We start from the raw sequence: 15,797 nt of genomic DNA, 5'->3' as shown, positions 1-15,797 counted from the left end.
GCTTGTATGAATCATGCCCATGCATCCACCAGAGAGTCAGAGTTTAACGCGGGTTCGCGCGAAGGTGCGCCAGGCGCTTCGGGCGTGTCTTCCGTCAGAAATCGAGGTGTTTCAAAGGGGGATTTACGGGCATCCTGCTGCTCTTGTTGCTGAGACAGGCCGCTTTGCACAAAGACTTCATCAAGCACCAGCCGGGATGCGTTAAAGGCTTCACGAAGTTCTGGTGTAGTGCTCTCCAGAAAATGGCGTACCTCGGTGTTGTCGGTGCCAAAACGCACACTTGCAACACCGTCTCGCACCTCAATATTAGCGAGAACTTCCCCAAGATTTGCCGGGTAAACGCGGATACGCGCGCTAAAAGCATCAATCTTTGCACTCGCCCGCATATCGGCGGCCTGCGGTTGCCAGCGCAGTGATGACAAACGGGTCTGCAGCATCGGAGAAAATTCACGAGGCATCCCTGGCAGTGTGTCCTTAGTGCCCACAGATACGGGTTGCGTATTTTCGCGGGTGTTAAAAAACTGCGTCAGTGCGCCAAAGAGCGCTTCACGCACCTCCGTGGTTTCAGGCGCGATGTCCCGAGGCATTATGGCGCTGGCACTGGAAGATTCGATGGATTCTGCAAGCTCGAAGTCTCGCAATGCCTGTGTTTCAGGTGTATTTTTAAGCGCCGCCGGTCGGGAAATACCTTCTAAAATGCGGGAAACAGCCGCTTCAGGCGCGGGTTTCTGAAATGCCGGACGCAGTTCACCCGGCGCCTCCCGAGGCACTGGTGCCGTAAGGGGCGGCGTGGTGGTGAGTGGCGCGGCAGGAGTCTCTGTAGCTGCGGCCTTAGTGTTAGCTCGAGCAGCAGGCAGGGGCGCTTCCGGCGCTTGAACATCTGTAACAGGTAATGGAGAAAGGGTTTCAGCGAGGACACGGGACACAGGTGCAGCAGGTGGCTCAGTTTCCTGCGCGTTAAGAGATTGTGGTGGCGGTGAGAAGGCCAGAGGCGCGGGGGTGGTTTCTGTATTCACAGGCGCGGGGGTGGTTTTTGTATCCAGAGGCACGGGGGCTCTTATTTGGCCAGCTGCTGAATCAACGCGGTCACTGAGGTACGTGAGCACTTCGGTGCCGTTTGGCTCTGGGGATTCATGGCTTTCAGCCGCTGCCTCAATGCCCGTGCCCGCTAATTGAATATTTACGGGTTGCAGTGTCGGTACGGGCAGTGGCGCGTCAGGAATGCGTGACGGTTCCATGACGTGACAAAATTCCATCACCTCTTCAAGCACATCAGTGTCCTCATCAGTCGCCGGCTCCTCGAGAGGTACAGCCATGTCTTGAATGGCGGGCTGTTCTCGCGGCAGCGTTTTATCCGCAACCTGAAACAGCATGTCCTCAAACGGCAGCGGTACAGGCAGATCGGTTGCTGCCGGCGACTGTGGGGAGGTCGGTAAAACCGGGAAGGGTAAAACCTGCATGGCGTATCCAAAAAACCGAGTGTTGCGCGTCGAACGCAAGATTCGTGCCACCCTGTGTATCGGATAATTTTTAATGCATTAAGACACTTGGAAAGGTGCATCTACCCTGCCCGTTTGCGTTACCGATAGATTGTTATAGAAACGCGTGTCGCGCCCTCCTCGCCTTCATCGCCCTCACAGAATCCGGGATGACAAACGACTTTTTTGATTCTCACACTGACATGCGGCTGTTTTGCCGGCGTCATTCTGCGTGCAGTGTTTCCATCAGAAGCTCATATTCCTCTTCCGTGAGTTTGCAGGATTTTTGCAGGCTTTCTGCAGGAATGCGCCCACTTTTAGCAAGCTTTCGTGCCCGCAGGTACTGCTGCTCGATTTCATCCCCAAGAAAGTCCGGCATGCCTGAGACTGACACAGAAGGGGGTGGTGTGATGGCAGCAGCAGCTGCCGCAGCCTGCTGCGCGTTCCCCTGCGTTTCAAGCCGCATCTCAAGGGTTTCAAGCTTTTTATACAGCATTTTGGTGCCTATGCCGTTTTGCATGATTTTAAACTTAAGGCGCGCGATGGCACGCTGCAGATGCAGCAGCTGAAACGTCAGAACAGCGAGGCTCAGCACGCTGACACTTAACAGAACGATAAATTCAATCATGAACATTCCCTTGCGAGTGTGAAAGAAATTTGCGGCGCATTTTTTCAAGGCATGCAGAGTGAAGCTGTGAAATCCGTGCTTCAGTCAATCCAAGGATATCACCAATTTCGCGAAAACTGATATCCTCGTTGTAATACAGTGAGAGTAGAATCTGCTCGCGTTTTGGCAGCGTTTCCAGCATGCTTTTCAGCGTGCGGCGCGTGTGTTCGTGCTCATGCGAATCATGCGGGGTCGGAATTTTTTCGCACGCGATGTCATCGGTGGTTTCGGGCTCCTGAACGCTAAGTGCTTTATAGGTACTGATTTCCCCTGATATTTTTGCAAACTGCGTCAATGAGACACCCATTACTTCGGCGACATCCTTTGCTGCTACCGGGGTGTCGCGGCTGTTTTCGAGCGCCTTGCGTGCCTCATCCACTTTTTTGATATGCTGGCTCAGTTCGCGCGTCATGCCGGTGCTTTTACGCAAAAAATCAAACATTGCACATTGAATTTTGAGATAGGCCCAGGTGGAAAACGAGGCATTTTCAGCTGCTGAATAGGTATTGCGCGCCTCCAGCAGGCCGGTCAACCCGGACTGGAGCAAATCATCAAGCTCTATCTGCTGCGGCACCCGGCTCTTGATTTGCAGCGCGATTTTTTTCACAAGCGGCGCGTGTTCCTTAACAAAATCAGTCAGCGCTTCCTGCCCGTCAATGGCTTTGTAACACTCCACTCCCAGCACGCTCTACCCCTCAGGCCATTTCAAACACATCGTTTATCAGTTCAATCTTATTGGCGACATGAATATCTTTAGCAATATTCTGCCCGTCACACACATAGGCAATGCGCAGATTGTGGTTCAGAATCACACTGAGACAGGGGGCAATGGACTTGCTCTCGTCCTTTTTGGTGATGATGCATCCATCGGTATTCGGCAGTTTAAAGTGCTCCACCACGTCATTCAAAATGTCAGGCTGCAGGTTACACGGCAGCACGAGGTAGAGCGAAATGCGAATGCCATCGACAGTGATGGTTTCAAGCATTTCAGCGACTTTTTCATTGTCATTCTGGTTGATGCCGGCCGTATCAATCAGAATAAGGTCTTTTTCATGAAAGAGTTCAATGGCCTGTCGCAATTCGTGCATGTCGCGGGCATACTCGATGTCGATATTCAACAGCTTGCCAAGGTAGTAGAACTGGTTTTTCTTGATAATGCGCTGAAAATCGGTACTGATGATGCCAAGTGAATCGCTGCCATGGCGGCTGATATAGCGTTTGGCAAGCTTGGCAAGGGTGGTGGACTTTCCTACACCCGTCGGTCCAATCAGTGCGCAGATGTTTTTACCTTCGATGAATTCTTCAGGCGACACCCGCACTTCTGAGAGCAGCATTTTGATGATTTGGTCGTCGCTGTCGATATCGGCCAGCGCGCAATGCTGCGACCAGGCCTTGAAGCATTTTTCGATAAACGCATGGTCAAATTTAAGCTTTCGCATCTTGTACTGAAAGAGGTGGCGCTTTTCCATAAGCGCCAGTTCTTCATTCAGCGCTTCACTGTCAAGTTTCTGGATGCGCACACGCCGACTGCTCTCGAGGTTATTAAGGGCAGGAGCCTCTTTGGAGGCAGGCTTTTCCGGCAGTACATCCTTGTGCGGAGTTCCGGCAACGACCTCTACAAAATTGTCTTTTTGCACCTGGGAATAAATAATCGCTTCCGCGCCAAGCTTCTTTTGGATAATGCTGATGGCCTGTGGCATCGACTCAGCGTAAAATTTTTCCAGTTTCATAACGTTCGTTTCCTTGATGCCGCGCGTGCGTCAGGCACTCTGCCCGATACGTTCCATGATACGAATCTGCTTATCCTCAGGAACTTCATTAAACGATAAAAAATGCATGGTGGGAATTCCCGGCTTGAACAATTTTTCAAGAACACCACGCAACTCGCTTGTCAGTAACAGGATAACGGGTAAGGCACTGCTCTCGCAATGGCGCACATATTCGAGAAAGCAATTGTAGATTTTTTCCGTGAGAGAAGGCTCCAGCACCACAATTTTTTCATTAAGCTGCTGGCTGACCTGAATGGATTTTTGCAAAAGACTTGTGAGCTCTGTGTCAAGAACGGCGACCGGCAGCTCCTTCCCGCCACCGCTGATGTTATAGACAATCAGGTGTTTCAAGGCAATGCGCACGGCTTCAAGCAGCGTGTCTTGATCTTTCGACTTTGACCACGAATCGACCATTTTTTCCGCAATCGTGCGAAAATCGGTGATAAAAATCCCGGAGTGCAGCAGCTTTTGCAGGGTGGAGAAAATGATATTAAGCGGAATGCCGGTGGCGGCGGAGGTCAGCGCCTCGGTCAGTTTAGGGTCGGTGGCGCCAAGGCGCGTGATAAGCTGCTGAACATCCTCATAGCCGAGCAGAAGGCCTGCCTGGGTGCGGATAATCTGGTTGAGGTTAGTCGCAATCACCGTGCTGGCATCCACGATGGTATAGCCAAGCCCCTGGGCATGCGCTTTGTTGTCTTCGGTTATCCAGTAGCCATCGAGGCCAAAGGTCGGGTCCTTGCAGGGAATGCCGGGCAGCGGGGATTGAGTGTGTCCTGGGCTTATCGCCAGCAGCCTGTCTGGATGAATGGTCGCTTCCGTGAGCAATACGCCTTTAAGAAAAACCCTGCAGGTGTTGGCGGCAAGGCTCAGGTTGTCCTTAACATGAACCGGGGGTATGAGAAAACCAAGCTCCTGGGAGAGTTTTTTACGAATGCCACGAACACGCGCGATAAGCGGTCCATCCTTGCGTGCGCCGGCAAGCCCAACGAGGCCATAACCCAGCTCAAGCGTGATTTTATCCACCGATGCCACGTCATTCCAGTCGATATCCGCATCAAGCGTACGATTATCTGCAGGTGTAGCTGTATCACTGGTGCTGTTTTTAAGTGCACCGGGGACAGCGGCTTTAGGGCGCATGCGTGCGCCGGTTATGAGCGCAATCACCGCAAAGCTTAAAAGCGGCAGATGCGGCATGCCAGGAACAATCGCTACACAGACGAGGATGGCGCCGGTGACCAGCAGTGGTCTTGGGTTGCCAAAAAGCTGTGTCATCGTCTGCTGGTTGATGTCCTGTTCGTTGGACACCCGTGTGACGATAATGGCGGCGGAGATGGAAAGCAGCAGCGAGGGAAGCTGTGCCGCGAGCCCGTCACCGATGGTGAGGATGGAAAAGGTCGTCATCGCGTTTTGCAGCGTCATGCCGTCTTGAAACACACCGATGATAATGCCGCCAACGAGGTTGATAAAAAGAATCAAGAGCCCGGCGATGGCGTCGCCGCGCACAAACTTGCTCGCACCGTCCATCGAGCCGTAAAAATCGGACTCCTGAATAATTTCCTCTCGCCGAACGCGCGCCTCATCCTGATTGATGGCGCCGGTGTTAAGGTCGGCATCGACCGCCATCTGTTTTCCGGGCATGGCGTCAAGGGTAAAGCGTGCGCTCACCTCGGAAATGCGCCCGGCTCCTTTGGTCACAACGATAAAATTGATAATCATGAGGATGCTGAACACAATCATCCCCACCACAAAATTCCCGCCAATGACCACTTCCCCAAACGCCCGGATGACTTCACCCGCCGCCCCGGCGCCCTCGTGCCCGTGAATCAGTACCACGCGCGTGGAAGCTATGTTCAATGTCAGGCGCAACAGGGTGGTAATGAGGAGAATGGTCGGAAAAAGACTGAACTCCAGAGGGCGCACCACGTAAATGGCGACCATCAGAATAATGAGTGACAACGTAATGTTAAAGGTAAAAAGGATATCCAGCAAAAAGGGGGGCAGGGGGATAATCACCATGGCGAGCATGGAGATAATTAACAGCGCCGAGCCAGGGCTTGCCCGCCGAAGCGTACTTAAGGCATTCGTTTTGCCGCTCATGGTGTCCTTACGTTCAAAGCCGGGCCAAAGCACATGCTGCCCAATGGACAACAATAGATAAAATATCCCGTTTTATCAAGAGGAGGGTCGTATTTTCAGCCGGCTCTATGGTGCATCCTCTTTCATGATGTGACGGCAATTCCATGGGTTTCATTTTTCTCGCGAAGGAGTCTTTGGGCCTTCCCCGTATTTTCTACGGTAGTGCCAATCGAGAGATTGTAATAAAATTAACCAAAATGATGTTGCATCATGAAAATCGGACACGTAATAAAACAGAAATGTTGGCGGTGTCACTGTTTTAAGGGGATATCTTATGGGAAATAATGCTTTCATTGAGGCCAGTGTATCAGCCCTTGGCAGGGTGTGTTTGGGTTTTTTATACCATCTTGTAACTACAAGTTATGCTTCTCAACCACCAGTCGTTAAAGAGAAGGATGATTTTACTGCAAGTATCGATGCCTTTCATGAGGTGCACAGCCGAATTGAAGAGGAAAGAAATACGATTATCTCAAGGCTTAATCAGGCAGTAGAGCGCAATTGTTCCGAGCACCGTTCAGCCGTGTCCCCTGCATTCTTTTCAGCTAAATCAGAGAATAAAACCACTCGAAAAATAGAATTATTAAAAGCTTTTTCAGAACGTTTTAACACATACCCCCAATTTTCAGCAGAAGAAGCACGAATGGACCCCAATTATGTGAAGACATTTACCGAATATTTTCTGAAGTACCATGAGGACGTTACAAAGGAATATGAAGTACTTTTACGCGAAATTGATAATGAAAGTCATGCTTCATGTCAATCCGCACTCAGTATATTTTAGCTGTGTACGGGACATTTTTTCCGCGCCGGGGGATTCACATGTATTTTTGTACCGTGACCAGGCTGAATCGTTCCATGCGTTGGCTCCGTGCCACACCCCGAATGGATCCCCGCCTGCGCGGGGAAGACAGTGTGGGAGAGGTTTTGGCCTCCGCATACAACCCGAATCCTGTCATTATGTTTTAGCTCTGTACGGGACATGGGGGATTCACGTGTATTTTTGTACCGTGACCAGGCTGAATCGTTCCATGCGTTGGCTCCGTGCCACACCCCGAATGGGTCCCCGCCTGCGCGGGGAAGACAGTGTGGGAGAGATTTTGGCCTCCGCACACACCCCGAATCCTGTCATTCCCGCGCAGGTGGGGAGCTGCGTTCACATTTGAAGTGCAACACTTTGTTAGAAAAGACTTCAGCGGGAGTTTTATATCCCAGACACTTTCTTGGTGTCAAATTGAAACGTGCTTCATGTTGCATGAGTTCTTCTTCACTTAAGGATTGGAAGTCCGTTTTTCGGGGCAGGAATCTTCTGAGCCTTCCGATGGCATTTTCAACTCCGCCCTTTTGCCACGGTGAATACGCATCACAGAAATAGGTCTGAATACCGTATGCAGCCAGCTGGTGGTGCTCGGCAAATTCGGTTCCATTATCGAAGGTCACGGTTTTAACCGCGCCCTCAGGCAGGCTGGAGAAGAGCCTGCCAAGCTGTTTTGCAATGGGAAGCGCTTCCTTCGTTTGGATTTTGGATAAAAGCAGAGCGCGTGAGTAGCGTTCGTGGGCAACGAGAATCGCGCCACCCTGTTTGGAAAACTGCATCAAATCAACTTCCCAATGCCCAATCTGGTTCCGTTTCAGTACCCTTTTGGGACGTTTGTGTATGGAGACTCTGTCCTTGATAAACGAGGTGGATGAGTGTTTTCTCTTTGCCTTGTGTCGCCGGGTATAGCGTTTGGTAGGCAGGAAATGGCGCCAGCCATACTCTTTAGTGCGTTTTATCTGGCCATAAATAAAACGATAAATTGACTCATACGAAATAATAGGGCAACCTCGCTCCTGCGCCAGCCTCTTTGCGACTGCCTGTGGAGACCATCCCATAGCAAGAAGGTCTAACACAGATTGGCACAATGCAGGCTGGCGCTCCAACCTGCTTCCACGCCACCTGCGTGCACGTGCCTGAACATCCGCATAACTTACGTCATAGCCTTTGCTCTTCGTCGTATTACGTCTTATTTCACGAGATAGGGTAGATGTCGAGCGACCCATAACTGACGCGATTTTGCGGAGTGAATATCCTTCTCTTTGTAAAATGGATATTCGGCATCTCTCCTCCGTAGAGAGGTGATTGTATTTTTTTCCCATAGCAACACCGAGTATAAACGATGTTGCACTTCGTTTGTGAAATCAGGGAACCCATCCATGTGCCGGCACGGGGCTAACTCCAGCATGAGCTCTGGGAAGACAACGATTTTTTGTCCCATACACAGATGTTTTAGGCTGTTGGCTAAGGCTCAGGTATCTCTTGACTGAATGAAATAAGGTGTAGTTATGAATAAAGAGCGAAAAGTTGCAACGGGTGGTGCTCTCTCCCTGGCCGCGGGCGTTTTAGTCGGCGTCGGTGTCTTCTTTACATTCTCCGTTTCTCTGGCTTTTGCTGCCTCATGTGCTGCCGGGGGGGCAGCCGTTGTTGCGCTTGCCTATGCCATTGGAGCCACCGAGGGAAGTCTCGCTTCTGAAGCGGATAGAAGAAGTGTAGAACTCGAAGCATGTGAAATTAAATCCGCAGAAACATTAAGTAAAGCAATTGATTCGGCCACGTTGATAGAAAGAATGCTGGCTCATGAGGCACGCCTTACGGCGCTCGAGGCAAAAGTCAGCACCTTACAACAGGATGTAGCCGAGCAGCAAGACGTAACCGAATCACATCAAACATCAATGAATGAGACGTTTCATGCTTTAAGTGGCCAGCTGAATACGTTAGTGATGCATCAAGTCTCACGCTCAGAGCCAGCGACTTCTTCAGCTCTGTCACAAGCCGGTATGTTTTCCAGTGCCTCGCATTCTGACGCTAATGAGTCAGGTTATGCACAAAACGAGAGAACAAGAGGAGTTCGAACACGGACTGGCGAGGCCGCTGGAGCAGCAGTCTTTTGATAATGCAGCCCTGTGTACGGGACATTTTTTCCGCGCCGGTGGATTCACGTGTATTTTTGTACCGTGACCAGGCTGAATCGTTCCATGCGTTGGCTCCGAGCCACACCCCGAATGGGTCCCCGCCTGCGCGGGGAAGACAGTGTGGGGGAGATTTTGGCCTCTGCACACACCCCGAATCCTGTCATTCCCGCGCAGGCAGGGAACCCATCCATGTGCCGGCACGGGGCTAACTCCAGCATGAGATCTGGGAAGACAACGATTTTTTGTCCCGTGCACAGAATGCAGCCACATTATGAAATGAGGACACGCCCTAAAAGCCTGGGCGGCATTCTGTGTCGCCTTCCTATGCCCGGACTCTCCCGGCTTAAGGCCGGCTTCCTTCTATCCAGACAGTATCATCCTCAAAAGGGCGCTTGTTTCGCGCTGAAAGGATAGTGCTCTAAATTAAAATAAAGGGTTAAAAAATGTCGATTTTCGTTTCCATGTTGCCATTTGGTAAAAATGATCTGGGTGTTGTAATTCGAGATACCAGTCTGGGTGATGCTTGGTTAGAAAATACAATTGAACCCGCTGCAAATAATGGTATTGCGCAAATTACGCTGGATAAAAACGGGGAATATGCCATTCATGGAGAGCTGATGAGCTCCATGCCGCATGGTTGCCTGTATGATAATGATTTTAAAGTGCTTGAATGGCACTTGACTGATGAAAGTTGTTTGAGCATGACTGCTTTCACACATAATCAGGTTAATGTATTCGCGAACCTTAAACTGAAGGAGTGTTCAATTAAGGCAAGCGGGCCTTTGTTTATGGCAGGGACATATGAATGCGAATCATCCCTGGTTTTGGAAGCTGAAGCAGTATGTCTTGCAGGGCCAGTGCTTTCTGAAGGCTCTGTATCTCTTTATGCGCGCCTTGGCGCAGGTGTTTTTGCGCCTGTAACGGCGAAAAATATGTCGATTAAAGCAGTTTATGCTCTTCAAAAAGCAGCGCTTACCATTACCGGGCGACTGGATATTTCTGCTCAGTGTTTTAGACAGGAAGCAGCGGGTAAAACAGTGGTCGATACACTGGGTGTAATTGCCATGCAATGTGAGGTTTTCGGGGATATGGCGGTTCATGAAAACTGCGTTTTAACTGCTGATACCATGGTGGTGGGGCATGAGCAATCTGAGACAACCTTAACGTTAAACGGTAATCATTGCATTCGTGCCGGTAATCTGCACATTAAGGGGGATACACAGATTCGTGTTGGAGGCGCTGATAGTGGCAAAGAAAGCAAGTTCATTGTTGGCGAAAAACTACTACTTGATAGTCCGTCCATGGTCGATGTTTATAATACCACAATCTCCATTAACACGGTCGAAAATCAAGGAGACTTATCGTTTAACCAGTGTATGGCTGAAGTGAAGATAATGCGTCAATCCGGTGTTTTTGATGCCTGTAAGTCACGTCTCACGGTGCTGGAATACCTTGCTCACTATGATTTCTCCTTAACAGAAGTAAAAGACACCGATTTCAGCGCTAAAAGTCTTTATGTATGCGGTGGCAAATTCATTGTGAGTAATTGTCATTATGAAGGCGATTACTGCCATGTGTTCGCAGGATTATTAACGGTAACCAACACCCCTGAGACAGCGCTGAATAATTTTTTTCTTGCTGAAAAGGGGTATGTGAATATTCAGGGGGGGATGGTCAGCGTCTCTCAGTCTATTGTTTCAGAAGGTGAGCTGCTTTTTGACAGCACACATGTCAAGGCAAAACACATAAAAACAATGGCCGGCCGGGCAATTATCCGTCAATCGACCATTGCTGCACAGACTCACATCGTATTGACAGGTGTCAGCGAATTAACGAATTCCCGCCTTTCGAGCAATTTGGTCGTACTCAGGGGAGTATTGACAGCTGACACGTTGCAACTGCATGCAAAAATAGTGGAAATGATGCTTGATAAAGCCGCAATCAGTGCGCTGACTTCCTTCTCAGAAAAACTCCATTTAAAGGGAAGCAAAACGTCTGAACAGGTCGTGTTGAAAGGGTGTGTCTTAACCTCCAGTAGACTGTCTTTTTCTGAGCATGCCACGATAGAGCGGTCAGCCATTTTTGGAGTTTCCAGTAAGCCTGTAAGCCATAATATTAAGGCTCATCTAAAACTTGTCAGCTCACGATTTATTACCAAAAATCTGCTCGATAACCATGCTGACAGTGAACTGAAACTTAAGGCCCATAGTCAATTAAGCGTCGGATTACTGCATGCAAAAGGGGTTATAACGGCCAAAAGTTCTATGATTCATTGCGACCACATCTTACAGAAGCGTGCGGTTATTACATTGAAATCAAGTCGTGCTCAGGTGGAGCATTCCGTGGTTTTGCAAGAAAGCCAGATGGCTTTGAAAAAAAATACCCGGGTTTGGGCGCCTGAGGTGCACTTGCAGCAGGGCTCCATGCTTGGGCTTAAGAAAAAATGCCATTTAGACACCCATTCACTGCTCTCGACCTCTTCGGATTCGACAATAAAGAGCGAGGCATCAGAGATTGTCGCCCAAAAATTTATTTCATCAGGGCATACAGAGTTATCTTCCAGTACGTTAACGGCTGTAAAACTCTTTATTGATAATGCATTTAAAGCCCGTCAGCAGTCAAAGATTACTGTAGAAAAACGAATGCTTGCAGCTCGCCGGGCAGTGGCGCAATTTTCTGATTCGCGCATTACCAGTGCCTGCATCGAAACTTTCGGTGGAGTAATTACGCGTCATGCAACGGTAACCGTCAGAAAGACTGTCGCGATTTGGTCTCCAGGTGCCATGATGCTCGGGGAAGGCACTTTGGTGGCAGCCCGCGACATGGTTTTTCGGGGGCGCCTCGCGACGATGAATAAAAAGATTTCAACAGAGCAGGAAGGTGAAGAGCTGCCCTTAATCTCTGTACTTAACGTCCACAGAGAATTACTGGTTACTCAAAATGCGCTGATACATGGAAGTGCTGATGTGTTGATTGACGCAAACCGGTATTTTCACCTCGGCACAGTGATGCTGGGAGCGCATTTGAGTGTAAAGGGAGGCATGCTCTATAACTCTGGTACGATTGCGTCAGAACATATTCATCTGGGGTTTGATGATAAGGTTATCAATTCGGGCAAATTCTCAGCCCGCAACATGGAGATTCAAGGTAATTTTTTGAATCTCGCGGGCAGCGTTTATGCTGGTAAATCCCTGATAATGCAGGGCTTTTATGGGGTCAATCTGGGGCTTATTGTAGCTGATAACTATACAAATACCCTGTTGTTTTCTATTCAAAGTGGTCTCGTGCTTTCCTCTTCGCTTCTGAATCCGGACTCATTTTTATCATGGGAGAGCTATTTTTTGGCAGGCAATGCTCTGATACGCATGATGCTGCCCCAATACACAGGCCTCATTAACCTGATGGTTTTGTTACCAGAATTATTACATCATGTATCGTCGCTTTACCATATTTATAAAGATGTTGACTGGGAGCACTGTAAAACCATGCGACTACATGAATGGATGTCGAAAATTTCTCATTTGACAGAGGCTTTTGGGCTGTTTCATCATGTTTTTCATGCGGCGGTAACGCTGTTCGGGGCGCATCATGGCAGTGTGACTGAACGGCAAGGCATCTCTGCATGGCGCCGTTTCGCGGCAGACATCATAGATGCTTTTTCAAATGAGCACATCACGGCTTCCCTCGTGGATATCCATGCAGGAATATCCCAGGCACCCTCGGTGATTAAAGAGGCTCTATTCAGTGTGAACACTGGCGTTGAAGTGTCATTGATAGAGTATTTTGCTGAAGGTGAATCACATGTTCCGGCATCTGAAACACCACCTTCTGCGCCACATTCTGGACACGCTTTCTTTCGTCCAGCACAACCAGCCGCAGTTGTTGAGTCTCGATTGAGTGCTTTGGAATCTAATCCAGGGAAGCAAGGCTTTTTACAATCACGTAAGCCCAGTTTTGCGTAGCAGCAGCTTTTGAGGGATGATGTGGAGATATCCTAATGAAAATGCTTTCTCAACCAGTTCTGATTTACTGTAACAATTGAATTTATTTTTTATGTTTTCAAAGTAGTATTCAATGGTTCTAACCGAGAGACTCAACATATTGGCAATGGATTTTGCTGAATGCCCCCTTAAAAGATAAAAAAAGCACTCTGTTTCTCGTTCAGAAAGATGTAACTCAGGATATTCATCTTCAATGACATAACTTTTTTGGTGATAAAAATCCGCTGATTGTTTGGAGGGGAAGGACTCGCATTCATACAGCATCATTAAGTTAAAAACATTTGTCTCAGTGACATCATAAAAATGCTGGGCAATAGCCGTTGGCTGATTATGTTCATCTTTTAATATGAATTTTTCACCAAATATAATGCGCCAGCTGTCATTGTTGTAACAATAGTGACCCAGAATGCGTAATGGCTTTTGTTGATGAATAACCTGGCTGTCCTGTCGACAAAACGTCTCATGCTGTTCGGCTGCTTTGCATTTCATGTCGCGATAAGAATGGCCCTGCATGTTATCGAGGGTTTGAAAACCGGACGCTTGTAGAGAGCGGGCATTACCGTATAAAAAATTGGAATGTAAATCCAATACTGAAAAATAACCCGGAATGTGATCGATCAAATAGCCGGCGTATAATTTACCAACATCTCGGGTCATTATCAACTTGAATGCATATAATTGAGCCAGTAATTGTCCGCTAAAATGAAAAAAAATGCAAGATGTTCCTGTTAAGAACAATGCCTCACAGCATTAGGGCACGCACTGGAGTTCTCAATTTTCCCGGCGACAATAGAGGCGTGCATTCAACGTTGGAGGCAAGGTATTGCTGTCATTTTCAATTGTAGATGCATTTGACGTGCAATATACTGAAGCCCTAATCAGCTGTTTGTTAGAGAAATTAATCTAAATGAATATATTCACCAGTCTGTTTAACAGGCTTTTATTGATTACAGTGATATCATATTTTCCGTGTTCTCTTTGGGCTGCATCAACGCACCCGGTGATGGCAGAGCGGAACTATTTTCATTTTGCTATCCCTGAATATCATACAGCCCGTCAATCTGGTCAAACAGTCAATATTCATGTGAAATATGCATATAAAGCAGGTTTACCGTCAGCTGAATATCCAGATTATCGCATCCTGCGCAGTCGCATCTTAAAATACATGGAGCCTTCGGATGAATTTCCAGCGGACGTATATTGGGAAATCCTTGCGGCACAAATGGGAAAAGAACTGATGAACGATTTTCCGCTGGAAGGCATAAGTATCCAGCTGACCGTGCTTGATAACCCAAATCCAGACAGTTACGAGCCTGGCGATCATGGTCCTGTATATACTGCGGGTAACATTGAACCTTTGGATGTGCATCCTTAACGTTTGGTCTGTTGACATGTAGCCTAAATTGATAAGAGTTGCAGCCGTGTCACTAAATGTCAACAGTCACCAGTTACTGCGCCTTCACGCTCCTCTTTACGGAGAAAAACGGGCGGCTAATTCCTGTATGGCCTCCGCCAATAATACGTCAAGCAAGTTGTGGGTAGTCTCGGCAAATTGGGCGCTCTTTTCAAACGCAATTTGTTTTTGAGTGGTATCAGTCTGGGTTTTTTCAATGACTCTTACTGCAGTTTCAATGCACTCAGAGGAGCGAAAGAATCGCGGACACGCCCTAATACTGGCAATATACAAGTCTTCTATCCTTACCAGCTCGTTTGACCGCATAATTTCAAGTCGCCTGTCAATAAGCTCCCGATGCCAGCTTGCTGCAACTTCGGTGAGCAGGGCTGAATTGTCAGGACTCGCAATTAATTCTTGAAGCAACGATCTTTTAGATAGGTCCGGGGCACTGGAACAAAATTCAGGGAAAATAAGAGCTATTCCCATCTTGTTAGTCTAATCACCTTGCTCTCAGAATGGCTTATCCACAAGTCCATAGGCCAGGAGAGCTTTCATTGTCTCGGATAGGCCTGTTGACCCTGTGGGTAAGCCATGACACACGGAGCTCATGTTTTTTTACGGTGTTGAAAATACATGTCCGCTGGTGTGAAATATCTGAAGGACTGGTGCGGTCTTCGGTGGTTATAATAATCAAAGTATTCACATAATGCCAGCTCAACTTCTTCAATTGACTCAAAAGAATATCGATAGAGTTTTTCTTGTTTAACACTACGCCATAAACGCTCTATAAAAATATTATCAAGGTAGCGACCTCGCCCATCCATACTGATGGAGATCCTGTGGGTTTTTAGCGTGTTTATCCAGTCACTTGAGGTGAATTGTGACCCTTGATCAGTGTTGAAGATTTCACATCGTCCTTTCAGCAAAGCATTTCTAAGTGCTTCTACACAGAATTCAGCCTCAAGCGTTGGTGAAACGGCCCATTGAACCACATAGCGGCTATACCAATCCATAATGGCGAGCAAATAGACGTGACCGCCTTTCATCCTGACGTATGTGATATCCGCCGCCCATACTTGATCGGGTTTTGTGATATCGATATCTCGCAATAAATAGGGGTACACGGTGTGCTCTTTATTGGGTACGCTTGTATTTGGCTTTGGGTAGACGGTTTCTAACCCCATGACCTCCATGAGTCTCTTGATACGACGTCTACCAACAGTATAACCAACCTCTTTTGATAGCCATTGTGCGCGCTTAATTTTGCCTTCACAGGGATATTGGAGATAATGCTCGTCAAGCAGCGTCATTAATCGCTCATCTTCTGCTGATATGGAAGACGCCTTGTAATAGTAACTGGAAACGCTCAATCCGAGTAGCATGCACTGCTCTCGGATCGTT

13 protein-coding genes are annotated in these 15,797 nt (G+C 48.3%); 4 read left to right on the top strand and 9 right to left on the bottom strand.

What is annotated here, in order from left to right:
* Positions 1 to 11: 11 nt before the first annotated feature.
* The 5 genes from E4T54_RS03345 to flhA form a co-directional block, all read right to left on the bottom strand.
* Entirely contained in the window at positions 12 to 1,460 is a 1,449-nt protein-coding gene (locus E4T54_RS03345) for a flagellar hook-length control protein FliK (protein ID WP_028386606.1), read from the bottom strand.
* Between the two features lie 241 nt (positions 1,461 to 1,701).
* Positions 1,702 to 2,106, bottom strand: coding sequence for a hypothetical protein (locus tag E4T54_RS03340; protein WP_028386605.1), 405 nt, complete (start codon positions 2,104 to 2,106; stop codon positions 1,702 to 1,704).
* Positions 2,099 to 2,830 carry a sigma-70 family RNA polymerase sigma factor gene (locus E4T54_RS03335; RefSeq protein WP_028386604.1) on the bottom strand — a complete coding sequence of 244 codons (732 nt, stop codon included), beginning with the start codon at positions 2,828 to 2,830 and terminating at the stop codon, positions 2,099 to 2,101. The genes E4T54_RS03340 and E4T54_RS03335 overlap by 8 nt, the downstream gene beginning before the upstream one ends.
* Positions 2,831 to 2,840: 10 nt before the next feature.
* The gene (locus tag E4T54_RS03330) at positions 2,841 to 3,875 is read right to left on the bottom strand and encodes a flagellar biosynthesis protein FlhF (RefSeq protein ID WP_028386603.1); all 1,035 of its coding nucleotides are present in this window, start codon (positions 3,873 to 3,875) and stop codon (positions 2,841 to 2,843) included.
* 30 nt (positions 3,876 to 3,905) lie between these two features.
* Complete coding sequence (flhA, locus tag E4T54_RS03325) at positions 3,906 to 6,011, bottom strand: flagellar biosynthesis protein FlhA (protein ID WP_028386602.1); 2,106 nt, start codon at positions 6,009 to 6,011, stop codon at positions 3,906 to 3,908.
* A gap of 313 nt (positions 6,012 to 6,324) precedes the next feature.
* Here flhA and E4T54_RS03320 point away from each other — a divergent pair, with 313 nt between their 5' ends.
* Positions 6,325 to 6,831, top strand: a complete 507-nt coding sequence (locus tag E4T54_RS03320; RefSeq protein WP_028386601.1) for a hypothetical protein — start codon at positions 6,325 to 6,327, stop codon at positions 6,829 to 6,831.
* A gap of 344 nt (positions 6,832 to 7,175) precedes the next feature.
* On the opposite strand, the gene E4T54_RS03315 is transcribed toward E4T54_RS03320, so the two are convergent.
* A complete protein-coding gene (locus E4T54_RS03315; RefSeq protein WP_028386444.1) occupies positions 7,176 to 8,186 on the bottom strand; it encodes an IS30 family transposase in 1,011 nt (336 codons plus the stop codon).
* A 186-nt stretch (positions 8,187 to 8,372) separates the two neighbouring features.
* Between E4T54_RS03315 and E4T54_RS03310 the strand changes: the two genes are divergently transcribed.
* Positions 8,373 to 8,978, top strand: a complete 606-nt coding sequence (locus E4T54_RS03310) for a hypothetical protein (protein ID WP_028386443.1) — start codon at positions 8,373 to 8,375, stop codon at positions 8,976 to 8,978.
* A 464-nt stretch (positions 8,979 to 9,442) separates the two neighbouring features.
* Positions 9,443 to 12,961 carry a hypothetical protein gene (locus E4T54_RS03305; protein ID WP_028386442.1) on the top strand — a complete coding sequence of 1,173 codons (3,519 nt, stop codon included), beginning with the start codon at positions 9,443 to 9,445 and terminating at the stop codon, positions 12,959 to 12,961.
* Here E4T54_RS03305 and E4T54_RS03300 read toward each other — a convergent pair.
* Positions 12,938 to 13,657, bottom strand: a complete 720-nt coding sequence (locus E4T54_RS03300; protein WP_051550902.1) for a helix-turn-helix transcriptional regulator — start codon at positions 13,655 to 13,657, stop codon at positions 12,938 to 12,940. The genes E4T54_RS03305 and E4T54_RS03300 overlap by 24 nt on opposite strands.
* Before the next feature lie 250 nt (positions 13,658 to 13,907).
* On the opposite strand from E4T54_RS03300, the gene E4T54_RS03295 reads away from it, so the two are divergent.
* A complete protein-coding gene (locus E4T54_RS03295; RefSeq protein ID WP_028386441.1) occupies positions 13,908 to 14,375 on the top strand; it encodes a hypothetical protein in 468 nt (155 codons plus the stop codon).
* Positions 14,376 to 14,471: 96 nt separating this feature from the next.
* Here E4T54_RS03295 and E4T54_RS03290 read toward each other — a convergent pair whose 3' ends face one another.
* Together E4T54_RS03290 and E4T54_RS03285 are read right to left on the bottom strand one after the other, a co-directional pair.
* On the bottom strand, positions 14,472 to 14,819 hold the full coding sequence (locus E4T54_RS03290; RefSeq protein ID WP_135842735.1) for a hypothetical protein: 348 nt from the start codon (positions 14,817 to 14,819) through the stop codon (positions 14,472 to 14,474).
* Positions 14,820 to 15,001: 182 nt separating this feature from the next.
* Positions 15,002 to 15,793, bottom strand: coding sequence for an IS3 family transposase (locus E4T54_RS03285; protein WP_238582805.1), 792 nt, complete (start codon positions 15,791 to 15,793; stop codon positions 15,002 to 15,004).
* Positions 15,794 to 15,797 lie beyond the last annotated feature (4 nt).

Source organism: Legionella geestiana (genome assembly GCF_004571195.1).
Taxonomy (GTDB): domain Bacteria; phylum Pseudomonadota; class Gammaproteobacteria; order Legionellales; family Legionellaceae; genus Legionella_B; species Legionella_B geestiana.
The sequence above is the reverse complement of the archived record's forward strand: the minus strand, read 5'-3'. Positions and strand labels throughout refer to the sequence as shown.

Coding starts and splice junctions, on each gene's coding strand:
- E4T54_RS03345 (WP_028386606.1), bottom strand. CDS start 1,460: ATGCAGGTTTTACCCTTCCCGGTTTTACCGACCTCCCCACAGTCGCCG.
- E4T54_RS03340 (WP_028386605.1), bottom strand. CDS start 2,106: ATGATTGAATTTATCGTTCTGTTAAGTGTCAGCGTGCTGAGCCTCGCT.
- E4T54_RS03330 (WP_028386603.1), bottom strand. CDS start 3,875: ATGAAACTGGAAAAATTTTACGCTGAGTCGATGCCACAGGCCATCAGC.
- flhA (WP_028386602.1), bottom strand. CDS start 6,011: ATGAGCGGCAAAACGAATGCCTTAAGTACGCTTCGGCGGGCAAGCCCT.
- E4T54_RS03320 (WP_028386601.1), top strand. CDS start 6,325: ATGGGAAATAATGCTTTCATTGAGGCCAGTGTATCAGCCCTTGGCAGG.
- E4T54_RS03315 (WP_028386444.1), bottom strand. CDS start 8,186: ATGGGAAAAAAATACAATCACCTCTCTACGGAGGAGAGATGCCGAATA.
- E4T54_RS03310 (WP_028386443.1), top strand. CDS start 8,373: ATGAATAAAGAGCGAAAAGTTGCAACGGGTGGTGCTCTCTCCCTGGCC.
- E4T54_RS03305 (WP_028386442.1), top strand. CDS start 9,443: ATGTCGATTTTCGTTTCCATGTTGCCATTTGGTAAAAATGATCTGGGT.
- E4T54_RS03300 (WP_051550902.1), bottom strand. CDS start 13,657: ATGACCCGAGATGTTGGTAAATTATACGCCGGCTATTTGATCGATCAC.
- E4T54_RS03295 (WP_028386441.1), top strand. CDS start 13,908: ATGAATATATTCACCAGTCTGTTTAACAGGCTTTTATTGATTACAGTG.